Origin of the sequence: Campylobacter concisus (assembly GCF_003048905.1) — a bacterium.
Classification (GTDB): Bacteria; Campylobacterota; Campylobacteria; order Campylobacterales; family Campylobacteraceae; genus Campylobacter_A; species Campylobacter_A concisus_V.
In genome coordinates this window covers 48885-69280 of record NZ_PIRO01000005.1, presented here as the reverse complement: position 1 = coordinate 69280, position 20396 = coordinate 48885, and the positions used below count along the sequence as shown (strand labels likewise).

General features: G+C 37.9%; 20 protein-coding genes. 16 read left to right on the top strand and 4 right to left on the bottom strand.

Annotated elements, in window-relative coordinates; translation table 11 throughout:
- Positions 1–250 precede the first annotated feature (250 nt).
- The 4 genes from CVS95_RS08595 to CVS95_RS08580 all read left to right on the top strand — a co-directional run bounded on the left by CVS95_RS08595 (position 251) and on the right by CVS95_RS08580 (position 4054).
- The gene (locus CVS95_RS08595; RefSeq protein ID WP_107696315.1) at positions 251–1045 is read left to right on the top strand and encodes an HrcA family transcriptional regulator; all 795 of its coding nucleotides are present in this window, start codon (positions 251–253) and stop codon (positions 1043–1045) included.
- Complete coding sequence (gene grpE, locus CVS95_RS08590; RefSeq protein WP_084042087.1) at positions 1042–1584, top strand: nucleotide exchange factor GrpE; 543 nt, start codon at positions 1042–1044, stop codon at positions 1582–1584. The genes CVS95_RS08595 and grpE overlap by 4 nt, the downstream gene beginning before the upstream one ends.
- Positions 1585–1619: 35 nt before the next feature.
- The gene (dnaK, locus tag CVS95_RS08585; protein ID WP_107696312.1) at positions 1620–3494 is read left to right on the top strand and encodes a molecular chaperone DnaK; all 1875 of its coding nucleotides are present in this window, start codon (positions 1620–1622) and stop codon (positions 3492–3494) included.
- A 128-nt stretch (positions 3495–3622) separates the two neighbouring features.
- Positions 3623–4054, top strand: coding sequence for a trehalose-6-phosphate synthase (locus CVS95_RS08580; RefSeq protein WP_084042085.1), 432 nt, complete (start codon positions 3623–3625; stop codon positions 4052–4054).
- Between the two features lie 51 nt (positions 4055–4105).
- On the opposite strand, the gene ppk2 is transcribed toward CVS95_RS08580, so the two are convergent.
- Positions 4106–4915 carry a polyphosphate kinase 2 gene (gene ppk2 / locus CVS95_RS08575; protein WP_087578978.1) on the bottom strand — a complete coding sequence of 270 codons (810 nt, stop codon included), beginning with the start codon at positions 4913–4915 and terminating at the stop codon, positions 4106–4108.
- Between the two features lie 105 nt (positions 4916–5020).
- On the opposite strand from ppk2, the gene dsbD reads away from it, so the two are divergent.
- The gene (dsbD, locus tag CVS95_RS08570; protein WP_107696311.1) at positions 5021–6751 is read left to right on the top strand and encodes a protein-disulfide reductase DsbD; all 1731 of its coding nucleotides are present in this window, start codon (positions 5021–5023) and stop codon (positions 6749–6751) included.
- Here dsbD and nth read toward each other — a convergent pair.
- Positions 6744–7376 (bottom strand): endonuclease III, encoded by a 633-nt coding sequence (gene nth / locus CVS95_RS08565; protein ID WP_103593483.1) that lies wholly within the window; start codon positions 7374–7376, stop codon positions 6744–6746. The genes dsbD and nth overlap by 8 nt on opposite strands.
- 95 nt (positions 7377–7471) lie before the next feature.
- On the opposite strand from nth, the gene CVS95_RS08560 reads away from it, so the two are divergent.
- The 7 genes from CVS95_RS08560 to CVS95_RS08530 all read left to right on the top strand — a co-directional run bounded on the left by CVS95_RS08560 (position 7472) and on the right by CVS95_RS08530 (position 14749).
- The gene (locus CVS95_RS08560; protein ID WP_107696310.1) at positions 7472–8290 is read left to right on the top strand and encodes a peptidylprolyl isomerase; all 819 of its coding nucleotides are present in this window, start codon (positions 7472–7474) and stop codon (positions 8288–8290) included.
- A gap of 15 nt (positions 8291–8305) precedes the next feature.
- A complete protein-coding gene (gene fbaA, locus CVS95_RS08555) occupies positions 8306–9370 on the top strand; it encodes a class II fructose-bisphosphate aldolase (protein WP_009294115.1) in 1065 nt (354 codons plus the stop codon).
- Between the two features lie 4 nt (positions 9371–9374).
- A complete protein-coding gene (locus CVS95_RS08550) occupies positions 9375–10688 on the top strand; it encodes a MotA/TolQ/ExbB proton channel family protein (RefSeq protein ID WP_107696309.1) in 1314 nt (437 codons plus the stop codon).
- Positions 10685–11776, top strand: a complete 1092-nt coding sequence (locus CVS95_RS08545; RefSeq protein WP_107696308.1) for an OmpA family protein — start codon at positions 10685–10687, stop codon at positions 11774–11776. Before CVS95_RS08550 ends, CVS95_RS08545 begins: the two co-directional genes overlap by 4 nt.
- A complete protein-coding gene (locus tag CVS95_RS08540; RefSeq protein ID WP_107696307.1) occupies positions 11769–12620 on the top strand; it encodes a pyridoxal-phosphate dependent enzyme in 852 nt (283 codons plus the stop codon). The genes CVS95_RS08545 and CVS95_RS08540 overlap by 8 nt, the downstream gene beginning before the upstream one ends.
- Positions 12617–13909 (top strand): histidinol dehydrogenase, encoded by a 1293-nt coding sequence (gene hisD / locus CVS95_RS08535; protein WP_107696306.1) that lies wholly within the window; start codon positions 12617–12619, stop codon positions 13907–13909. Before CVS95_RS08540 ends, hisD begins: the two co-directional genes overlap by 4 nt.
- Positions 13910–13993: 84 nt before the next feature.
- Positions 13994–14749: a flagellin gene (locus CVS95_RS08530; protein ID WP_199906351.1), complete on the top strand. Its 756-nt coding sequence runs from the start codon at positions 13994–13996 to the stop codon at positions 14747–14749.
- Between the two features lie 235 nt (positions 14750–14984).
- Here the strand turns inward: CVS95_RS08530 and rpoD are convergent, their stop codons facing one another.
- Positions 14985–16841, bottom strand: a complete 1857-nt coding sequence (gene rpoD / locus CVS95_RS08525) for an RNA polymerase sigma factor RpoD (protein WP_085658291.1) — start codon at positions 16839–16841, stop codon at positions 14985–14987.
- 149 nt (positions 16842–16990) lie between these two features.
- Between rpoD and CVS95_RS08520 the strand changes: the two genes are divergently transcribed.
- Together CVS95_RS08520 and flgG are read left to right on the top strand one after the other, a co-directional pair.
- The gene (locus tag CVS95_RS08520) at positions 16991–17800 is read left to right on the top strand and encodes a flagellar hook-basal body protein (RefSeq protein WP_107696305.1); all 810 of its coding nucleotides are present in this window, start codon (positions 16991–16993) and stop codon (positions 17798–17800) included.
- 15 nt (positions 17801–17815) lie between these two features.
- Positions 17816–18604: a flagellar basal-body rod protein FlgG gene (flgG, locus tag CVS95_RS08515; RefSeq protein WP_087583870.1), complete on the top strand. Its 789-nt coding sequence runs from the start codon at positions 17816–17818 to the stop codon at positions 18602–18604.
- 185 nt (positions 18605–18789) lie between these two features.
- Here flgG and CVS95_RS08505 read toward each other — a convergent pair whose 3' ends face one another.
- Positions 18790–19236, bottom strand: a complete 447-nt coding sequence (locus CVS95_RS08505) for a tetratricopeptide repeat protein (RefSeq protein ID WP_107696304.1) — start codon at positions 19234–19236, stop codon at positions 18790–18792.
- Positions 19237–19339: 103 nt separating this feature from the next.
- Between CVS95_RS08505 and CVS95_RS08500 the strand changes: the two genes are divergently transcribed.
- Together CVS95_RS08500 and CVS95_RS08495 are read left to right on the top strand one after the other, a co-directional pair.
- Complete coding sequence (locus CVS95_RS08500) at positions 19340–20002, top strand: AzlC family ABC transporter permease (RefSeq protein ID WP_107696314.1); 663 nt, start codon at positions 19340–19342, stop codon at positions 20000–20002.
- The gene (locus tag CVS95_RS08495; RefSeq protein WP_103577367.1) at positions 19999–20334 is read left to right on the top strand and encodes a branched-chain amino acid transporter permease; all 336 of its coding nucleotides are present in this window, start codon (positions 19999–20001) and stop codon (positions 20332–20334) included. Before CVS95_RS08500 ends, CVS95_RS08495 begins: the two co-directional genes overlap by 4 nt.
- The last annotated feature ends 62 nt before the right edge of the window (positions 20335–20396 follow it).

Genomic DNA, 20396 nt, shown 5'->3' with positions numbered 1-20396 from the left:
CTATAAAACATTATATTAATACGTAAAAACGTATAAAAATATTAGAACATAGAGGTAATATAAAAATTTTTAAGTTTATTTAATTGTTTTTTGTAATTTTATTTTTGGAAAGGCTTATACGATTAATATTAGATAAGCTTAGTTATATAGACTAAAGATATATAAATAAATTATTTTAACTTAAATACTTGACATTAATAAACTAAAGTTGTATAATCTGCTTAGCAATTAAAAAGAAAGAGTGCTAAAAGTGAGTAAAACAAATAAACGTGATTTGATACTAAATTCTATCATCGAGGCTTATTTGCAGGATAATATGCCTATTGGTTCAAATGAGCTTGGCTCTCGTATGAGTGCAGCTATTCCAGCCTCTACGATACGCGTTTATTTTAAAAAGCTTTCAGATGAGGGCGAGATCACAAAGCTTCACATTAGTGGCGGTCGGATACCAACAATCGCTGCGATGAGAAGATATTGGAGTGAAATTTTTGCTATAAGTGATATAAATTTAGAGATAAATGATGCCGAAGGATTGAAAAAGTTATGCGATGAATTTGAGCTTTATTGTATGATTTTTGGCACAATCGATAATGAATTGCTAGAAATTTTAAATTTAAATAATAGATATATGATCTTAAATTTTGGTGAAGATGAGATCGTTATCAAATTTGATGCTAGGATGTATAAATTTTTAAGTAATCTTGCTGGAGTTAGTTTAAACAAGCTTGAGCTTATCTGCTCTCAAGTTGGTTTAAGCGAACTAAAAAGTAAAATAAGAGAGCTTAAAAGGACTAAAATTTACTTCCAAGAAAACGAAATTTTAGCCTTTGATATGTTTAAAGATAGACGTTTTAAGATGGTTTTTGACCCAAGTTTTAGTCTGCAAATGGATGAAAAACTTACATTTTCTCCTATGTTTGATGAAAATTTTATGGGGCTTAAATTTAGTACAAACTATCTTGGTAGCGAAGCACAGATGATCTGTGCTGGCAGTATTTATACTGACTATGTGAAATTTATAAATCTAATAAAGGAGGCTGCGTGAGCGAAGAGGTAAAAGAGCAAAACCTACCTGAGGTTGAGCCTGTGCAAGAACTAGCTAATGATAGTGTAAATTTGGACGCACTTGGCGATATTTCAAAGGTTGAAAAACTTGAAAAAGAGCTCGGAGAAATAACTGATAAATATTATAGAGCAAATGCTGAGTTTGAAAATATCAAAAAGCGTTATGAAAAAGAAAAGACAGACGTTGCAAACTATGCAAATGAGAAATTTGCTAGGGACTTGCTACCAGTCATCGATGCTCTTGAGATCGCTGCAAATTTTGATCCAGAAGATGATGAATTTGCTAAAAAGATCAAAGAGGGCATTTTGATAACTATAAATCAGTTTAAAAAATGCTTTGAAAAGCATGGCGTAAGCGAGATACCAACTGATACTGAGTTTGATCCAAGCGTGCATAATGCTGTTTTAAGGGTCGATAGCGAAGAGAAGCAGAGTGGTCAAATCGTGCAAGCTTTGCAAAAAGGCTATATGATAAATGGTAGGGTTTTGCGCCCAGCTATGGTCAGTGTAGCAAACTAAATTTATAAAAATAAAATCTAATAAAAAGGAAAAATATGTCAAAAGTTATAGGTATAGACTTAGGTACAACAAACTCTTGTGTGAGCGTTTTTGAGCGCGGCGAGAGCAAAGTTATCCCAAACAAAGAGGGTAAAAACACGACTCCATCAGTTGTTGCTTTCACAGACAAAGGTGAAATTCTAGTAGGTGACGTTGCAAAACGTCAAGCAGTTACAAACCCTGAAAAGACGATATATTCTATCAAACGTATCATGGGTTTGATGAGTAATGAAAAAAATGCTGAAGAGGCAAAAAGCCGCTTGCCATATCACGTCGTAGATAGAAACGGCGCTTGCGCAGTTGAGATCGCTGGCAAGATCTATACTCCACAAGAAATTTCAGCAAAAATTCTTATCAAGCTAAAAGAAGACGCTGAAGCATACCTTGGTGAAAAGGTAACAGATGCGGTTATTACCGTACCTGCATACTTTAACGACAGCCAAAGAAAGGCTACAAAAGAGGCTGGAACGATCGCGGGACTAAACGTACTTCGTATCATCAACGAGCCAACAGCTGCAGCGCTTGCTTATGGTCTTGATAAAAAAGAGGCTGAGAAAATTTTAGTTTATGACCTAGGCGGTGGTACATTTGACGTTACAGTGCTAGAGACTGGTGATAATATCGTTGAAGTTTTGGCAACTGGCGGTAACGCATTCTTAGGTGGTGATGACTTTGATAACAAGATAATCGACTGGCTAGTAAGCGAGTTTAAAAACGAAAATGGTATCGATCTAAAAGGCGATATCATGGCACTTCAACGCTTAAAAGAAGCTGCTGAAAATGCTAAAAAAGAGCTAAGCTCAGCTCAAGAGACTGAGATAAATTTACCATTTATCACAGCTGATGCAACTGGTCCAAAACACCTTGTTAAAAAGCTAACTCGTGCTAAATTTGAGGGCATGATCGACTCACTTGTGGGTGAGACTATTACTAAGATAAACGAGGTAACAAAAGATGCTGGTTTAAATAAAAGCGACATCAAAGAGGTCGTAATGGTCGGTGGTTCAACTCGTGTGCCACTCGTTCAAGAAGAGGTCAAAAAGGCATTTGGTAAAGAGCTAAATAAGAGCGTGAACCCAGATGAAGTCGTAGCTATCGGTGCTGCGATCCAAGGTGCGGTTATAAAAGGCGACGTAAAAGACGTGCTACTTCTTGACGTAACTCCGCTTAGCCTTGGTATCGAAACACTTGGCGGCGTGATGACAAAGATCATCGAAAAAGGTACAACCATACCAACTAAGAAAAGCCAAGTCTTCTCAACTGCTGAAGATAATCAAAGTGCGGTTACTATTATGGTTTTACAAGGTGAGCGTGAGTTTGCAAGAGATAATAAATCACTTGGAAATTTCAACCTTGAAGGCATCCCAGCAGCTCCAAGAGGTGTTCCTCAAATAGAAGTTGAGTTTGACATCGACGCAAACGGAATTTTAACCGTTTCAGCAAAAGATAAAGCAACTGGCAAAGCTCAAAATATCACTATCTCTGGATCAAGCGGCTTAAGCGAAGAAGAGATAAACAATATGGTAAAAGATGCTGAGCTTCATAAAGAAGAAGACAAAAAGCGCAAAGACGCAGTTGAAGCTAGAAACCAGGCTGACGCACTAGTTCATCAAACTGAAAAGAGTATGAGTGAGCTTGGCGAGAAGGTCCCAGCTGATGATAGAAGCAACATCGAAGCTGCGCTAAACGATCTAAAAGAGGTCTTAAAAGATGAAAATTCTTCAAAAGAGCAAATCGATGCAAAAGTAGAAGCTCTAAGCAAGGCCAGCCACAAACTAGCAGAAGCTATGTATAAAAAAGATGAAAACGCTGGAGCAAACGGCGGAAATAATAAAAAAGACGACGACGTTATAGACGCTGAAGTCGAGTAAAACTTCTAGAGCAGGGCAGCTTGCCTTGCTCTTTTATAAATTTATCTTCATAAATCCTTAAGATTGATTCAAAATAAGTATTTTAAATAGTTAAAATTTATATAATGCCAAACAAAAAAAGGCAAAAAATGTATTTATTTTTTTTGATTACTCATTTAATTTGTGCCATTGTATTTATAGGATACGTTTTTTTCGATGTTTGCATATATCCGTTTGCTAAAAAAACGGTTGATGCTAAAACCCTTGAAATAGTTAAAAAGGCCTACACAAAAGGCAGTGCAAAGGTTTTTGGCACAGCATTTTTATTGCTTTTAATAAGTGGCGCTTATATGGCAAAAGACTATTTTGGAGGTGAGCTTGGCTGGTGGCAAAGCAACTTTCAAAAGCTACTGCTTGTAAAAATTTTTGTTTTACTCATAATGTGCCTTGTAACTTTTATCTCTGTTTTTAATGTCGTTATTTTAAAAAAGCCTGATCCATTTGGTAAATTTTCACATTTAATAGCTCTAGTGCTTTGCCTGATAATGGTCATTTTAGCAAAAGTAATGTGGTGGGCTTAAAAATTTAGCTAACAAATCTAAGCAAATCGCTAGCTAGAAGTTAAAAATTCTTTAATCGATACTCTTTAACTTATCTTTATTTAGCCCTTCTTCTATGCGTTTTATCTCTTCACTTCCGTCTCTTACGACATTTTTGTCAAATTCCAAGTAGTCATTTATCTTTTTTGGATATTCAACGTGACTTAGGATAAATTTAAAGACATTTAGCCTAGCTTCTTTTTTGTTATCGCTTGAGACGATGACCCATGGTGAAATGCTATTGTGAGAGGCAAGAAGCATCGAATATTTAGCGATAGAGTACTGATCCCAAAGTTCTTGCGCTTTTTGATCAACGGGTGAAATTTTAAATTGCTTTAACGGATCATTTTGCCTCTCTTTGAAGCGTTTTTTCTGCTCATCTTTTGTGATTGAAAGATAAATTTTAAAGAAAATTATGCCAGAGTTTATGATCATCTCTTCAAATTTTGGCACTTCACGTAAAAATTCTTTATGCTCTGCTTGTGTGCAAAAGCCCATTACCGGCTCAACACCAGCTCTATTGTACCAGCTTCTATCAAAGATCACGATCTCTCCGGCACTTGGCAGATGAGTCACATATCTTTGAAAATACCACTGCGTTTTTTCGACATCACTTGGCTTAGCAAGCGCTACTATACGGCAACCCCTTGGATTTAGATGCTCAGTTAGGCGTTTTATCGTTCCTCCTTTACCGGCTGCGTCGCGCCCTTCCATTAGCATGAGTACTCTAAGGCCTTTTTCTTTTACGTAATTTTGAAATTTTAAAAGTTCAATTTGAAGTAGTCTAAGCTCTTCCTCGTAGCCAAGCTTCTCGCTTTTTTGGTGTTTTTTGTCTTTTGACATCTTTGCTCCTTTAAAATTTCACGTATTTTCACAATTTTACAATAAAATAGAATAAATTTAAGAATTTAGACTAAAATCATCTTTTTTAATTTAGCAAGGATTAGTATGTTTTTAAAATTTCTTTTTTCGCTTATTTTATTTGCAGGCTCGCTTTTTGCCGAGGTTTTAGATGTTAGTAAAGCCTTTGTTTTAACTCCAAGCGTTGATAGTCAAAATGTTGAAGTGAAGTTTAACTTTGGTGAAAATATCTATCTTTATAAAGAGAGTTTTGAGATTAAACTAGCTGGCAAAAAGATAAATGAGCTATTAAATTTGCCAAGTAGTGAAAATACGGGAGAATACGAAATTTATCCAAAAGATTTTTCGATTTTTATCCCATTAAATTTAGTAAAAGAAAATCTTTCAAATGGCAAAGCGATACTTGACATTAACTATCAAGGCTGTGCTAAAAACGGCATTTGCTACCGTCCACAAAATAAAATTTATGAGATAACTGACCAAGCTGGAAAATTTAGCATCGCCACTTTTAAAAAAGAGCAAAAAAGCGATACCGACATTCTTGCTGAAGAATTTTCTAGCGAGCAGGATATCGCAAATGGGCTTGGAGATAAAAATTTTTTTATCTCACTTCTTACTTTTTTTGGTTATGGTCTCTTGCTTTCACTAACACCTTGCGTCTTTCCGATGATACCGATACTTTCAAGCATAATCGTCTCAAAAGGTGCTAATTTAAATGCAAAAAAAGGCTTTTTACTATCATTTATCTATGTTGTCGCGATGAGCCTAGCTTACGCATTAGCTGGAGTAGCGGCTAGTCTGCTTGGCTTTGGTATCGCAGGAGCTTTGCAAAACATCTATGTGCTCGGCACTTTTGCGGCCATTTTTGTCATTTTAAGCTTTAGTATGTTTGGATTTTATGATATAAAATTGCCAGCGAAATTTGAAAATTTGATAAGTAAAAAATCGCAAAATAGTTCAGGCTATGTTGGAATTTTTATTATGGGTTTTGCCTCAGCTCTCATCGTATCACCTTGCGTAGCAGCACCATTAGCTGGTGCGCTTCTTTATATCGCTCAAAGTGGAAATGTCTTTTATGGTGGCATTATGCTTTTTGTCATGGGGCTTGGCATGGGAGTGCCACTGCTTATTATTGGGCTAAGCTCTGGAAAGCTCTTGCCAAAACCTGGTAGTTGGATGGATGAAGTGAAAAAATTCTTTGGTTTTTTGATGCTCATCATGGCGATTTGGATCCTTGCGCGTATGCTTGGAGAATTTTTTGAGCTATTAGGATATGGCATTATAGGCGTTTTTATGGCAGTTTATTTTGGGGCATTTGAAGTAGCAGAAAAAAGCTGGGCTAAGTTTAAAAAAGCGTTTTTTATCCTAGTTTTTATATATTCGGTTATGCTAATAGTTGGTTCATTTTTAGGCTCAAAGGAGGCTTTTTCTCCGCTTTCTGGACTAAATTTGGCAAAAAGTGATAGTGCGTTAAAATTTAATTCCGTTAAAAATTTAGATGAACTAAATGAGATAATAAAAAACTCAACCAAACCCGTTTTAGTAGATTTTTATGCTGATTGGTGTGCAAGCTGCAAAGAGATAGAAAAGATTACTTTTAAAGATATTGACGTTATGGATGCTTTGGCAAATTTTGCACTTATTCGTATCGATGTAACAAATGGCGGACCACAAAATGATGAGATGCTAAGAAATTTTGGGCTTATTGATCCGCCTGCGCTCTTGCTATTTAGTGGTGGCGATGAGCTAAAATTTCTTAGAACTATCGGCTTTATAGATGCTAAAAATTTTCTAGCAAAGCTTGAGAAGATTAAATAATCTTGTCCTTACTGTTACAAAGATCATTTAAGATACACTCATGGCAAAGCGGTTTTTTGGCTTTACAGGTGTAACGTCCAAAGAGCACCATGGCTTGATGAAGCTTACCAAGATCTGTTTTAAAGGCGTGGCTAAGATCAGCTTCAGTGGCTTCTGGTGTCTTTGCATGGCTAAGATCAAGTCTGTGCGCCACTCTAAAAACGTGTGTATCAACAGCCATAACATTTGCATTTGTAGCTTCTAAAAGCACGACATGAGCGGTCTTTTGTCCAACTCCAGCAAGCGCTTTTAGCTTCTCTTCATCAAGCGGAATTTCTCCGTTATAAAGCTCAACCACGCTGTTTGCCATTTTGATTAAATTTACAGCCTTGTTATTAAAAAAGCTGCACGAGTTTATCATTAGTTTTAGGCTTGCTAAATTTGCGCTAGCTAGCTCATAGACATCTTTATACGCTTCAAATAAAGCCGGAGTTATTAAATTTACTCTTTTATCAGTGCACTGGGCTGAGAGCATGACACAGACAAGTAGCTCATATAAATTTCTAAATTTAAGCTCACTTTTGGCGTCTTTAAACTCTTCTAGAAGTCTTGTTTTTATCTCTAAAATATCTTTTTTTGTTCTCATTTTCGTATTTTACCTTATTTTCTTAAGTTAAATGAAAAGTTATCGCTTTATTTGATATAATCTTGCCCATAAAATCAATTTTTTAAAGGATTTATATGAAAAAATTTTTGTTTCCAGCAGTTTTAAGTTTAGCAGCAGCTGTTACTCTAAATGCAGCAGTAGTTGCAACAGTTGATGGTGATGCTATAAGTGATAGCGATATTTCAAGCCTTTTGTCAGCAGCTATGCCAGGATTTGACGCTAGCAAGCTTCAACCAAATGAGAAAAAACGTATTATCGACGATCTAATAAATAGAAAACTTCTTTTAAAAGATGCTAAGTCAAGCGGTATCGAAAAAGATGTAGAGTACATCAAAGCCGTAAAAGCAGCGCAAGAAGGTATTGCAGTTGAGCTTTATATGAGAAAGCTTTTTGATGGCATAAAAGTAAGTGATAACGAACTAAAAGATTTTTACAATAAAAATAAAGCAAGTATGAATGAGCCAGCTCAAGCAAAAGCAAGACATATCCTAGTTGAAGATGAGAAAACAGCAAACGACATCATCGCTCAACTTAAAAATTTAAAAGGCGAGGCGCTAACTAAGAAATTTGTAGAGCTAGCAAGCCAAAAATCAATCGACAAAGGCTCAGCAGCACACGGTGGCGAGCTTGGCTGGTTTGGTCAAAGCCAAATGGTAAAACCTTTTGCAGACGCAGCATTTTCAATGGCTAATGGCACAGTTTCAACTAAGCCAGTTAAAACTCAGTTTGGCTACCATGTTATCTTAAAAGAAGATGGCAAAGCTGCTGGCACTGTAAGCTTTGAACAAGCAAAACCAGAGATTGAGCAAGCTGTAAAAATGGAGAAATTCCAAGCTGCTGTTAGACAAAAAAGTGAAGCTCTACGCCAAAAAGCAAAGATAGAATACAAATAAAATTTGGAGGATAAAATGGGCGTTTTAGATATCGTAAAACCTGGTGTTTTAAGCGGAGATGATGTAACAAAACTTTATGCTTATGCCAAAGAGCAAGGTTTTGCAATACCTGCTGTAAATGTCGTAGGCAGCGACTCAGTAAATGCTGTTTTAGAAGCGGCAAAGGTTGCTAACTCGCCTGTTATCGTTCAGTTTAGTAATGGCGGTGCAGGTTTTTACGCTGGTAAAGCCTGCGAAAATGCAGCCGTTCTTGGTGCGATCGCTGGAGCAAAGCATGTTCATTTGCTAGCCAAAGCTTATGGCGTGCCAGTCATTTTACATACAGACCATGCTGCTAGAAAGCTTTTACCTTGGATAGATGAGCTAGTAAAAGCAAGTCATGAGTATAAAAAAACTCACGGCGTGCCACTTTTTAGCTCTCACATGCTTGATCTTAGCGAAGAGAATATCAATGAAAATTTAAGCACGTGCGAGAAGTATCTAAAAGAGCTTAGCGAGCTTGGTATTAGCCTTGAGATCGAGCTTGGCGTCACTGGTGGCGAAGAAGATGGCGTAGATAACACAAGCGTTGATAACGCACTTCTTTACACTCAGCCAGAAGATGTCGCGCTTGCTTATGAAAGACTAAGCAAGATAAGCGATAAATTTAGCATCGCAGCCAGTTTTGGCAACGTTCATGGTGTCTATAAACCGGGCAATGTCGTGCTAAGACCAGAAATTCTTAAAAACTCACAAGCCTATGTGGCAAAGAAATTTAATACAAAAAGTGACAAGCCTGTAAATTTTGTATTTCATGGCGGTAGTGGCAGCGAGCTAAAAGATATCAAAAATGCTGTAAGTTACGGCGTTATCAAGATGAACATTGACACTGATACGCAGTGGGCTTTCTGGGACGGCGTGCGTGAGTATGAGGCTAAAAATAGAGCATACTTGCAAGGTCAGATCGGCAACCCAGAGGGCGATGATAAGCCAAATAAAAAATACTACGATCCAAGGAAATGGCTAAGAAGTGGCGAGGAGAGCATGGTTAAGCGTCTTCAGACTGCTTTTAGCGACTTAAACTGCCTAAATAGGAACTAATCCTATGCAAAATCAAAATGATTTTAGTGAGCTAAGCGTACCAAAAGAGCGCCAAGCTCACTCTTTCTTTGTCTTTTTTAAAGTTATCTTTATCCCTTTAGCTATCTACATCTTGGCGATACTAGCGTATCTTGGCGTTATAAATTTTCAGATGAAGCTTCACACCATCGTGATGATGGGCGTTATACTCTTTGTCGCTTTTATCTTTTCACGTCACAGCGCTTTGGTCGCTTACTCAAATTTCTTAGCAAATGCCAAAGACTACAAGATAAGGCTAAAAGAATTTATCATCTCGCATCTCTTTGAAATTTCAAACGTCAAAAAGGCAAACGCTAAATTTGAAGATTTTTTTGAGAGCTATACAAGAAATTTTAGAAATGACAACCTAGCAAACATCGGTCAAGCAGTCTTTCCTATGCTTGGAATTTTAGGCACATTTATTAGTATCGCTATTTCTATGCCAAGCTTTAGCTCAAGCACTGCAAACGGCCTTGAAAAAGAGATCGCTATACTGTTAAATGGCGTGTCTACGGCATTTTATGTATCGATTTACGGCATATTTTTAGCGCTTTGGTGGATGTTTTTTGAAAAGATAGGCATTAGCAAATTTGAGAGATTTTACAGCGAGCAAAAAGAGCTAAGCCGTGAGTTTTTCTGGCAGGAAAATGAACTAAATGCAAATTTTATGAAAGCATCTGTTGGCTACTTTAAAGATAGTCATGACGCTTTTAAAATGGTGCTTGATGATAAATTTTTAAGAAATTTAAACGATCAGGTAAATGAAAAATTTGACAGACTAAAAGAGCTTTGCGAAATAGAGAAAAATATCATAAATCAAAGCAAGGCTGAGCTTAGTGCAAACCTTAAAATGCTAAATGAAGCTAGCCTAAAACAAGATGAATTTGTAAAAATCCACTCTGATATGCTAAAGGCAGTAAGCGCGTTTTCTAATGCCTTTAAAGATATGGAGGTTAAAATTTTAACCGAGCATGCAAAGCTTGGCGAAATTTTTAGTAGAAATTTAAACGCCACAAAAGAGAGCCAGATAAAATTTGAGCAGACTATAAAGAGTTTTGACAAGGTTTTAAGAGAATTTTCTCTCTCTTTGATGAAAGAGCAAAACGACGCACTAAAGGAATTTAGAGCCTCGCTCGTGGAGAGTGCGACGATATTTAAGGCAGCATATGAGCAAGAGGGCAGGAACTTGGAGCGAGAAAAAGAGCGTGAGAGCCTCATTGCTGAGCTTAAGAAGAACATAGACGAGATCGATAAAGAAGCAAATTCTGTAATAGAAAAAATCGAAAATCTAGTGCAATGAAAATAAACAAAAATAACGAAGATCAATCGAGCTTTTGGGTTTCGTACGCGGACTTGATGGCGGGTCTACTCTTTGTTTTTATGCTACTAATAGGTGCTGTCGTCGTAAAATACGTCCTAACTCAAAATACTCTTGAAAATAAAGAGCAAGCCATCATCGCAGCACTAGCAAATTTAAAAGACGCCCAGGGTAAAAATTTCACCCTTGAAGAGCTAAATGAAGCACTAAAAAGTGAGCTTTCAAAGATAAGCGACGAAAACATAAATTTAAAAAAATCAAATGAAATTTTTGTCATTCAAATAGACGCCCTAAAAGAAAAACTAGCCCAGCTTATAGATGAAAATAAAGATGCAAATGCGAGCATAAAAGAGCTAAATGCTAGCATTTTTGATCTAAATCAAAAGATGATCGTGCTAAATGATGAAATTTCATCAAAAGATAGAGCGCTTAGTGACGCAAACGAAAACAGTGAGAAAAATTTAGCCAAGATTGCCTTTTTGCTCGAGCAAGTGAGCCAAAGAGAGGCTAGATACGACGAGCTTTTAAGGGATCTAAACGTCACTCGCGATAGAGTTAAAAATTTAACCGGCATCAGAGTAAAAGTGATCTCAGCCCTAAAGGATAGGCTTGGCTCAAGCATCGAGATTGATCCAAACTCAGGTGCGCTAAAGCTTAGCTCATCAGTGCTTTTTGATAAGGGTAGTGCGGTCTTAAAAGAAGAGGTCAAAGAGGAGTTAAAGGCCACGCTTAGTAAGTATTTTGACGTGCTTTTAAATGATAAAGATATCGCATCAAATATTGATCAAATCATAATCGAAGGCTTTACAGATAGCGACGGAAGCTATATTTATAACCTAGAGCTTTCACAAAAAAGAGCCTACGCGGTGATGGAGTTTATAAACTCATTTAGCGACGATGCACGCCTTAGAAAGCTGCTTGTCGCAAGTGGCCGAAGCTACAACGAGCTAGTTTTTAAAGACGGAGCCGAGGACAAGGACGCTTCAAGGCGCATCGAGATCAAATTTTCACTCTCAAACAAAGAGGCTATCAACGAGATAGAGAAATTTTTGGAGTTTAAGGGTGATTGATAAAATTCGCTTAAGAGAGCGAGAATTTTGGCTTTTAAGAGATGATCTGCTAGGCGAGTTTAACGGCAACAAAGCAAGAAAGCTAGAGTATTTTCTAAAGGCTGATCTTGGCGGCATCAAAGCCATCGTATCTCACGGCTCAAGCCAGTCAAACGCGATGTATAGCCTAAGTCTTTTTGCCAAGCTAAAGGGGCTTAAATTTTATTACGTCGTCTCTCATCTTAGCTCAAATTTAGAGCAAGATCCAGTTGGAAATTTCAAATTTGCACTTGAAAATGGCATGGAAATTTTTGTAAAAGAGGAGCGTGAGAAATTTGCTAAGGAGCTAGCAAAGAGTAAAAACGCGCTCTTTATAAACGAGGGCGTAGCGCAGAGTGAGGCTGAGCTTGGCTTTATCACGCAGGCACGCGAGATAAATGAGTGGAGCAAAAAAAGCGGCATAAGGCCTGATATATTCTTGCCCTCAGGCACTGGCACAAGCGCATGCTACCTAGCAAAGCACACCGATCTTAGGGTTTTTACAACTCCTTGCGTAGGGGACAGCGACTATCTAAAAAAGCAAATTTACGAGCTAGATAAAAACAGCAAAGTGCAAATTTTAAATCCCCCAAAGAAGTATCATTTTGGAAATTTATACAAAGAGCTTTATGAAATTTGGCTTGAAGTGTGCAAAAGTGGCGTAGAATTTGACCTAGTCTACGACCCAGTGGGCTTTATGACACTTTTTGCAAATTTAGACAAGCTTGGTAGCGAAATTTTATATATCCACCAGGGCGGAATTTTAGGTAACATTACACAAAAGCAAAGATATGAGAGAAAACTAAAAATAAAGGATCATAAATGAAGTTTTTACACAGCAGCGACGCTGACTTTGAGAGTAAATTTTCGCAGCTTGTTAGGCGAAGCGACAATGACATGAGTGCCGTGATGCCAGTGGTTACAGGTATCATAGACGAGATAAGAAAAGATGGTGATAGCGCGCTTTTTACCCAGATAAGCAAATTTGATAAATTTAATGTCACAAGCAAAAACGACATAATAATCGACGTAAAAGAGATGGAAGCGGCCTATAATTCGCTAGATAACGCCCTAAGAGTGGCTTTAAATTCAGCTCACGATAGGATAAAAAGCTATCACGAGCGCACAAAGCCAAGTGACTGGACATATAAAGATGAGCATGATATCTTGCTTGGTGCAAAATACACAGCGGTTGACCGCGCTGGCCTTTATATCCCAGGTGGTAAAGCAGCTTATCCTAGCTCACTTCTTATGAATGCAATCCCAGCGATCGTAGCTGGCGTAAAAGAGATCGTAGTGTGCACTCCAGCGCCAAATGGCAAGGTAAATACCTTACTTCTTGCGGCAATGCACCTTTGTGGCATAAAAACAGCCTTTAAAATAGGCGGTGCAAGCGCGATCGCGGCGATGGCATACGGAACTGAAACAGTACCAAAAGTTGATGTCATCACAGGACCTGGCAATATCTACGTAGCGACTGCTAAAAAGCTAGTTTATGGCGACGTAAATATTGATATGATCGCTGGTCCAAGCGAGATAGGCGTCATCGCTGATGATAGTGCCGATTCTCGCCACATAGCTATTGATATGCTCTCTCAAGCTGAGCACGACGAGATCGCAAGTGCCTTTTTGATAACACCGGTAGAGGCTTTTGCAAGGGCTGTGCAAAGACACATTGAAGATGAGCTAAAGACACTAAAACGTGAGCCGATCGCAAGTGCAAGCATAAGAAATAAAGCTGCAATAATAGTGGCAAGAGATTTAAAAGAGTGTTTTGCTCTCATGAATGAGCTTGCTGTTGAGCACCTAGAGATCGCTACAAACGATGCTTTAAGTTATATTGATGATGTGACTCATGCGGGCGCTATATTTTTTGGACACTTTACGCCTGAAGCGATGGGAGATTATATCGCTGGACCAAATCACACATTGCCAACTGGCGGAAGTGCGAGATTTTACTCGCCGCTTGGAGTTGAAAATTTCATGAAGCGAAGCTCGATCATTTCAGTGAGTAGAAAAGGTATCATGCATCTTGGCAAATCATGCATGCAGCTAGCTGAAGCTGAGGGGCTAACCGCTCATAAAAAATCAGTTGCAGTGAGACTAGAAGAGTAAAGAAAAATGGATTTTATAGAGATTTTGCAACTTTTTATAGAATTTATAGTAGAATCCATAGCGAATTATTAAAAAGGAGTTGTTATGAAGTTAGGAACTTATACTGCAAACCAGGCTTCAGGAAACTATTATTTAGATCAAGCAAAAAATAGCGAGAAGAAAGCGCTAAATGCTATCTCTGCAAACAGCGAGATCAAAGCATCAGGTGCAAATTTGCAGATCGCAGAGAGTTTGCTTTCACAAACAAATGTCTTGAACGAAGGTTTGGCAAATGCAAACGATATGATCGGTATGCTTCAAATCGCTGACTCAACACTTTTAAATTTAAGTAAAAGCACAGATAGAATAGGCGAACTTTCAAGTAAGCTTACAAATCCTACTCTCTCAGCAAATGAACAAAAAGGCATAAAGGGCGAAATCAACGCACTAAGAAATGCTATGAATGATAGCGTAAAAGAGGCTAAATTTAACGGTAAAAACGTATTTGATGCTGAGCTTGGATTTTTTACAGGTGAGAGCACAAAAAATATAAATTTGGGCACAAATGCTCTTTTAAATGTAAAAGATGACGGCTCAAATACAGGTGAAATTTTAAAAAATATAAATTCACTTCGCTCAGAGATCGGATCAACACAAAATGCTGTATTTAGAGGCATAAATGCTCTAGCCGCAAGGAGCGTGGCAAATGCTAATAGTGTAGAGAACCTTGATAGTAGTGATATCGCAAAGAGCTTGGAAGAAAATTTACAAGTAAATTTAAAACTTCATGCTACGAGCTTAGCTAAAGCTCACGATACTACGAGCTTGGCTGCAAAACTAGATAAACTTCTAGCTGAATAAATTTTTACCGGTCTTGCGCCGGTAAAATACTTTTTATCTAACTTTATTCTTTAAAAAAATATTAAGTTCTTTGTATTTTTAAGTTGGTCTAATGGCTAAATGAGGGCTGAATCCAGCCTTTCAATAATAAAATCAATGTAGATTGTTAGTGAAATTTGTTGCTAAAAAAATTTTTAAATTTTATAAAGCTAAAGAGAAAGTCTTAAGGAAAATATCCAAAAGAAAAAAGGGCTTTTTAGCCCTCAATGTAGTTTTTAAGTTTTCTACCGACTTTTGGGTGTTTTAGTTTTTTGATAGCTGAGCTTTCTATCTGGCGAACACGCTCGCGAGTGACGTTTAGTGCCTTACCGATCTCTTCAAGTGTGCGGTCGCTCTCATCTTCTAGTAGACCAAATCTCATTGAGATGACAGCTTTCTCGCGCTCATTTAGCTGTGAAAGCACATCGTCAATTTGCTCTCTAAGGTCACTTTTTAAAATTTGCTCTATCGGAGAAAGTGAGCTTTTATCCTCAACAAAATCTCCAAATTTACCGTCTTCTTCGTTTGCGATCGGAGCTTCAAGGCTGATAGGCTCTTTTGTGATCTTGATGACTTGTTTTACCTTATCAACACTTAGTCCAACCTCTTTTGCGATAACGCTTACATCAGGCTCTTTACCTTCTTCTTGGAGGTATTTGCGGTTTATTTTGTTGATACGATTTATTGTCTCTATCATGTGGATAGGTATCCTAATCGTCCTTGCCTGATCGGCGATCGCACGCGAGATAGCCTGGCGGATCCACCATGTGGCGTAGGTTGAAAATTTATAGCCTTTTCTATATTCAAATTTATCAACTGCTTTCATAAGGCCGATGTTGCCCTCTTGGATAAGATCTAAAAATGGCAAACCCCTGTTTGTATAGCGTTTTGCGATACTTACAACTAGACGGAGGTTTGACTTAGCCATTCTGGCTTTTGCCTCGTCAGAAATTTTCTTTCCACGTTTGATCTGCTCTAAAATTTCTTTTAGCCTTGTTGGCTCAAGATCAAAGCCTTGCTTGCTCGCCTCTTTTGTAGTAAATAGCTTTTTGATCTCGACATAAGTTGAGACCATTGTAGCTTCTGGCACACGAGCTGCGATCTCCTCCTTACTAAGCTTGATGATATCTTTTAAGATACTTTTGTGATTTTTCTTAAGCTCGTCGCTAAACATCGGTAAGCGATACTCCAAGCGTTTTAGCTCTCTGTCAAATTCATCATCACTTTTTAGCGCTGTCTCCATTGATTTTACGATCTCGCTAATTAACTTACTTGTTGGGCCAAGATCCATTAGCTTCTCTTTTAAAATTTTCTTTTTAAATGCAAGAGTCATCTTTGAAGCTGTGTCATCGCTCTCAACTTTATCTTGTTTGTTTGCAGTCTTTAGCCACTCTTTTTTTGCCTTTTCGAGGGCCTTGAAACTCTCTATAACTTTTTCAGCGCGTTTATCGTTTTTGGCTGATTTTTTAGGAGTTTCGTTCTCTTCGTTTTCTTCATCTTCCTCGTCTATATCGTCTTCGCTGTCTTCATTCTCTTCGTTTTCACTCTCGTCTTCAAAGCTCTTAAAAAGCTCTTTTACACGGCGCTCCCTATTGATTAGTGGCTCTTTATAATCAAGTATGAAGTCAATCAAAAATGGCACAGAACAAAATGCATCGATAATGATATCTTCGCCAAGCTCAATCCTTTTGCTGATCTCAACTTCCTCATCTTTTGTAAGAAGCGCGATCTGACCCATCTCTCTTAGATACATCCTCACTGGACTATCTGACCTTGACCACTCTAAAAGGTCACTTTCGCCTGAAAGATCGAGATCCTCGTCGATATCTTGATCACTTTTTTGAGCGTTTTCTTGGCGCTTTTTAGCATCAGCTAAATTTCTAAGCTTTGCAGCCTCAGCAGATGTGATGAGCTGGACTTTGTTTGTTTTTGCTAGTTGTTCTATCTTTTTTACTATCGTAGCTGTCGGAGCTTTGTCTAATAATTTTACTAATTTTTCGTATGTCAAAAAGCCTTTTGCATTTTCAGCGAAAAGCTCTTCTATCTGAGAAAAAGAGTCTTTTGCGGCGCTCATAAATTTCCTTTCGAATCGTCTAATTGTGATTTAAGTGTTGTTTAAAAGAAAGTGGATTATACCCAAATTTTGTAAATGTGTATAAAAAACAAAGTTGGAACGATGATTGCTTAGTAGCTATAAAAATCAAATTTTGATTAGGAAATTTTATGCAAAATGGTTATTATCAAGCCACAGCTGGCATGGTAACGCAGTTTAATAGATTAAACGTTATCTCAAATAATCTTGCAAATGTAAATACGATCGGCTATAAACGAAATGACGTAGTTATCGGTGACTTTGCGAGAATTTTTAAAGAGACGCAAGATGAGCTTCCGCTTAAAAATCACACAAAAGATGGAGCTAAATTTTTAAATAGAACGCTTGACCGCGTACCACAAGTAAGTGAAGAGTACACCGACTTTAGTGCCGGTGGCTTTAAATACAGCTCAAACACGCTTGACTTTGCGATAAAAAGAGATGACGCATTTTTCTTAGTTGATACCCCAAATGGTGTAAAGCTTAGCAAAAACGGCTCTTTTAGCCTTGATGGCGACGGCTATATCGTCACAAAGGAGGGCTATAAGGTTTTACCAAGTGGCTATGAGGCACAAAGCCCCGGTCAAAGAGGCATTCAAGCACCACAAGGTGAGGTGCTAACTGCTGATAAAAATGGAAATTTATACTCAAATAATAATCAATTTTCTAAATTTTTTATCGCTCAGCCAAGAGAGATAAGAGATCTTAAAAAGGTCGGCGACAACCTCTTTGAAACTAGAAATTTTAACGACATAAATGAGCTTGATGAAGCTGATAGCGTAATGCAAGGATATGCCCAGATGTCAAACGTAAATCCAGTTTTAGAAATGGTGGGTCTTATAGAAACCCAGCGCCTAGTTGATATGTATCAAAAGGTTATGACAAGCCACATGACTGACCTTAACCAAGATGCTGTTCAAAAACTAGCCCTAAAAGCTTAATAAAAGGATAAAACTATGATGAGATCACTTTACACTGCGGCCACTGGCATGATCGCCGAGCAGACGCAGATAGACGTAACCTCACACAACATCGCAAACGTAAATACCTATGGATATAAGAAAAATAGGGCTGAATTTGCTGACCTTATGTATCAAGTCATGGAGTATGCAGGCACAGCTACGAGCCAAACTACTACAAGCCCGACAGGCATCGAAGTAGGCCTTGGTGTGCGCCCAACAGCGATAAATAAAATTTTCTCTCAGGGCTATTTTAAAGAGACTAGCAACAACCTAGATATGGTAATAGCTGGCAACGGCTTTTTTCAAATTCAACTCCCTGATGGCACGACGGCTTACACTAGAAATGGTGCATTTAAGCTTGACGCAAACGGCACGATCGTAAATAGTGATGGCTATCAGCTAATCCCTCAGATCACAGTGCCTGCAAATGCGACGCAAATTTCTATCGGCACAGATGGCACCGTGTCAGTGCTTCAAGCAGGCGAGAGAGAGATGGCTCAGATAGGTCAGATCGAGCTAGCAAATTTCATAAACCCAGCTGGCCTTCACTCAATGGGCGACAACAACTACCTAGAAACAAGCGCTAGCGGTAATGTTGTGGTAGGTGTGGCAGGACTTGACGGACTTGGTACGATCAGACAAGGATTTGTCGAGATGAGTAACGTTCAGCTAGTTGAAGAGATGACCGATCTTATCACTGGTCAGCGCGCATACGAGGCAAACTCAAAGGCGATAACTACGAGCGATTCGATGCTTGAAATAGTAAATGGGCTTAAAAGGTAGGTAGTATGAACGCGACTCTAGCTATCGTTGGGCTTATACTGCTTTCTTTTACGCTTGAGGTATTTTACTTTTTAAATAAAACGCCAAAAGGCAAGGACTCGATAAAATAGACTCATTAATTTGGGCTAAATTAAAATTTGGCACATCTCGTCTAAAATTTCTACTTTTAGGAGCAAGAATAAAAGTTACTGAGAAATTTTTAAGCTACTGCATGCTTCTTCCAAAGCAAGCTCGCAGGCTTTTTTGTAGTAGTTTTTTGCTCTATTTTTATTTTGCAGTATACCAGCATCTCCAGCTTCGTAGATGAGTGCAAGGGTGTAGCAAGCAAATGCATTTTTTAATTCGCAAGCCTTATTATAAAGCCTAAGCCCTTCTTCTTTCTCTTGTGCTAGTGTGTCTTTTTGTAGATATATATTTCCTAAAAATAGACAACTGTGTGGATTGCCTAGCTCGCAGGCCTTGTTTGCCATAGCTGACATTTTATCGCGCTCATTTTTGTCAAGGTAGATATATATAAGATCGGTGCAGCTTTCTACGTTATTTAAAGCGCATTCACTTTCAAGCTTGGTGGCATCAAAATTTTTACCCCAAGAAAATAGAACACAAAATAAAATTAAAATTACTTTTTTCATCTTTTGGCTCCATAAATTTTTATTATTTTATAAAATTAGCTCCATTTTTACTCTAAATTTTTCAAATTTTGCTAACATTTCGGCTTTTTATGAAGGTAAAAATTTGACATTTAACTACGTTTTTAAACTATCCATTCCTATCTTTATGGGTTTTTTCCCTCTTGGCATCGCCTTTGGCATTTTGGCTAAAAGCATGGGCATTAGCGCATTTATCGCTGTGGCGCTTAGTATGCTTGGATATGGCGGAGCAGCGCAGTTTATGATGCTTTCGCTCTTTAGCGTCGGCACGAGCTATGTTGAGGTTTTTATCGTGAGCTATCTGGTAAATTTGCGCCACACTTTTTATGGAATTTCACTTTTAAAAGAGTATAGCGGGATCAAATTTAAGCTCTTAAACATCGCTTTGCTAACAGATGAGACCTTTGCGATATTTAAAAATTTGGGGCTAAAAGAGGCTAGTGATCGAAGTTTTGTCTTTACTTGGCTAAATGTGCTTTCTTGGTCTTACTGGGCGGCTGGAACGCTGCTTGGAGCGATACTTGGTGACTTTATCAAGGCCGATACGAAGGGGCTTGAGTTTAGTTTGACCTCGCTTTTTATAGTAGTCGTCATCGAGATGTTTAAAAATGATAAAAATTACCGCGTGCTCTTTGCGGCGACATTTTTTGGCGTGCTTGGAGTGAGCCTATTTCCAGCTAAATTTGTGCTTGTTGGCTCGATGACGCTTTGTTTTGTATTTTTGCTTTTGTTTAAGGATAAAATTTGATAAGTGTAAATTCAAGTGAAATGATACTGTTTATAGCGGTGCTTTTAAGTGCCTTGGCTACTTTCATCACAAGGGCGACACCGTTTTATGCATTAAGAAACTATAAGCCAAACCCTTATTTGGATGCCATCGAGAAGCATATGGGTATGATGATAATGGTTGTTTTGGTCTGCTACGGCTTAAAAGATACGAAATTTAGCGAGTTTCCATACGGCTTAAGCGAGATAGTAGCGGTTTTTACAGCTATTTTGATGCATTTAAAATTTAAAAATACCCTTCTTAGCATAGTTATTTCAACCGGAATTTATATGTTTTTGATAAGAATTTTTTAAATAAATATAAAATTTAGAAGTTAATAATTTTTTTAAATAAATGGCATTATAATGACTTTGCA

Bases quoted from the DNA above. Each gene is read 5' to 3' on its own strand.
- dnaK (WP_107696312.1), top strand. From the start codon at position 1,620: ATGTCAAAAGTTATAGGTATAGACTTAGGTACAACAAACTCTTGTGTG.
- CVS95_RS08580 (WP_084042085.1), top strand. From the start codon at position 3,623: ATGTATTTATTTTTTTTGATTACTCATTTAATTTGTGCCATTGTATTT.
- ppk2 (WP_087578978.1), bottom strand. From the start codon at position 4,915: ATGTCAAAAGACAAAAAACACCAAAAAAGCGAGAAGCTTGGCTACGAG.
- dsbD (WP_107696311.1), top strand. From the start codon at position 5,021: ATGTTTTTAAAATTTCTTTTTTCGCTTATTTTATTTGCAGGCTCGCTT.
- nth (WP_103593483.1), bottom strand. From the start codon at position 7,376: ATGAGAACAAAAAAAGATATTTTAGAGATAAAAACAAGACTTCTAGAA.
- CVS95_RS08560 (WP_107696310.1), top strand. From the start codon at position 7,472: ATGAAAAAATTTTTGTTTCCAGCAGTTTTAAGTTTAGCAGCAGCTGTT.
- fbaA (WP_009294115.1), top strand. From the start codon at position 8,306: ATGGGCGTTTTAGATATCGTAAAACCTGGTGTTTTAAGCGGAGATGAT.
- CVS95_RS08550 (WP_107696309.1), top strand. From the start codon at position 9,375: ATGCAAAATCAAAATGATTTTAGTGAGCTAAGCGTACCAAAAGAGCGC.
- CVS95_RS08545 (WP_107696308.1), top strand. From the start codon at position 10,685: ATGAAAATAAACAAAAATAACGAAGATCAATCGAGCTTTTGGGTTTCG.
- hisD (WP_107696306.1), top strand. From the start codon at position 12,617: ATGAAGTTTTTACACAGCAGCGACGCTGACTTTGAGAGTAAATTTTCG.
- CVS95_RS08530 (WP_199906351.1), top strand. From the start codon at position 13,994: ATGAAGTTAGGAACTTATACTGCAAACCAGGCTTCAGGAAACTATTAT.
- rpoD (WP_085658291.1), bottom strand. From the start codon at position 16,841: ATGAGCGCCGCAAAAGACTCTTTTTCTCAGATAGAAGAGCTTTTCGCT.
- CVS95_RS08520 (WP_107696305.1), top strand. From the start codon at position 16,991: ATGCAAAATGGTTATTATCAAGCCACAGCTGGCATGGTAACGCAGTTT.
- flgG (WP_087583870.1), top strand. From the start codon at position 17,816: ATGATGAGATCACTTTACACTGCGGCCACTGGCATGATCGCCGAGCAG.
- CVS95_RS08505 (WP_107696304.1), bottom strand. From the start codon at position 19,236: ATGAAAAAAGTAATTTTAATTTTATTTTGTGTTCTATTTTCTTGGGGT.